At 66.0% G+C, this 1,522-nt stretch carries 4 protein-coding genes; 3 read left to right on the top strand and 1 reads right to left on the bottom strand.

The features are described 5' to 3' along the window. Positions 1–426: hypothetical protein (locus E3D03_RS20675; RefSeq protein WP_263568516.1), on the bottom strand; the 426-nt coding region annotated here is incomplete at its 3' end. Positions 427–549: 123 nt separating this feature from the next. On the opposite strand from E3D03_RS20675, the gene E3D03_RS20670 reads away from it, so the two are divergent. The 3 genes from E3D03_RS20670 to E3D03_RS20660 all read left to right on the top strand — a co-directional run bounded on the left by E3D03_RS20670 (position 550) and on the right by E3D03_RS20660 (position 1,318). After that, positions 550–744 (top strand): DUF6900 domain-containing protein, encoded by a 195-nt coding sequence (locus E3D03_RS20670; RefSeq protein ID WP_263568515.1) that lies wholly within the window; start codon positions 550–552, stop codon positions 742–744. Positions 745–757: 13 nt separating this feature from the next. Then, the gene (locus E3D03_RS20665) at positions 758–979 is read left to right on the top strand and encodes a hypothetical protein (protein ID WP_172599946.1); all 222 of its coding nucleotides are present in this window, start codon (positions 758–760) and stop codon (positions 977–979) included. Positions 980–1,090: 111 nt separating this feature from the next. Next, on the top strand, positions 1,091–1,318 hold the full coding sequence (locus tag E3D03_RS20660) for a hypothetical protein (protein ID WP_263568514.1): 228 nt from the start codon (positions 1,091–1,093) through the stop codon (positions 1,316–1,318). The last annotated feature ends 204 nt before the right edge of the window (positions 1,319–1,522 follow it).

Below are 1,522 nucleotides of genomic sequence, written 5' to 3'. Positions count from 1 at the left end.
CCGTTCCACCTCCGCCATGATCTGCGCCGCCATCATCGCGGCCACCCGTCCGGGCCAGGTGACCCAGACATCCCGTTCCTGCCGCGCCAGACGGAACACCAGCGTTTCCGCCCGGGCACGGTCGACCAGCGTGCCCTTCTTCTTCTGGACGGCCAGCTGGCGTTCCTGCGCCGCATAGACCGTTAGCGCCGTGCGCGCCTTGATGTAGGACGTCGTATCACCGGGGCCGCTGGCCAGCCCATCTCCACCAAGCGACCGGCGTTGCTGGTCGGGGTCCGTCATTTCCGCCCGCCGCACATCCGAGGCCGCGGCATTGATCGACCCGTCGTCGTGGACGACCAGCCGCCCGTTCTTGCGCGCCTTCTGCACTCCGCCGCGCGACAGCCCGGAATGGGCCGCGTACTCGCGCTCGCTCATGCCTTTCATGGCGCCGTAATGCCTATCAAGATATTGAAAATAAACAGGAAAATACAATCATTCCTGTTGATTGTGCCCCCCTCCGGAGCGATTCTGCGATCAGGAACTCACCCCCGGATCGGAGACCAGACCATGACCAAAACTGCCAAACCCGCCCCCACCGCGCCCGAGGCGCTGATGCTCGACATCGCGAAGCGCCACTTCCTCGTCGAGACGCTGGACACCCGAAACAGCGACGGGCTGGATTTCCACGATGTCGCCGTCTGGTCGATCCGCGCCGCCCTGAATGAGGCCTATGCCGCGGGTCTTGCCGCGGCTCGGCGCTGAGGGGGCCAAAGACATGACCATGGCCATCACCACCATCCGCATCGACTATTCTGCCCTTCCCGAGGGCTTCGACCTGAGCCGCCCAGACGCCATCGCCGAGGTCATTGAGCAGGCGCTGCGCGAGAGCGGGATCCCGGCCGAGGCGTCCGACGTCCTTTCGCACCTCAAGATCGAGCTGCCGACTGCCCAGCTGGGTGCCGCCAGCCGCACGCTCGCCGAGATGCGGCTGATCTGACCGGAGCGATCAGAAAGCACTGATATTGCTCCGATTTGCCTACGATCATACGCCCGACAGAGCGATGGTGTTCGCACCGGAACGATGCAACTCAGCGAAGGATGCCCTGCCATGACCACCCGCCGCACTGCCCCGAACGACAAGGCCCTCGACGCCTTCATCGCCGCCAAGGCCGAGATCGACACCATGCTGGAGCGCATGAAGTCGCTCAGCGACGACCACTTCGAGACCCACCCCGACGAGATCCATTGGGGCCATGTCGGGACGTTGAAGCACTACGCGGGCCTGCTGCGCCAGATCACCGATAGCGCCTTCAAGAAAGGCGAACACGCCGTCTGACGCACCCACACGGCGCGAAGGCCGCCCCGTCCGAGGACGGGGCTTGCCTCCGTAGAGGGCGCGCACACCGCGCGCCCACAGCCACGGAGGCTCCGATGACCACCCCGTCCGACACCCAATCCCTGATCCTTTCCCGCGCCGCGACCCGGCCCGGCTCTCTCGCCCTGCCGCTGCCCGAGGGGCTGGTCGGCGCCGCCGCCAAGA

It is taken from the genome of Paracoccus sp. DMF, assembly GCF_004407025.1.
GTDB classification, from domain to species: Bacteria; Pseudomonadota; Alphaproteobacteria; order Rhodobacterales; family Rhodobacteraceae; genus Paracoccus; species Paracoccus aminovorans_B.
Note: the sequence above shows the minus strand (reverse complement) of the source record. Positions and strands in the feature narration are given on the sequence as shown.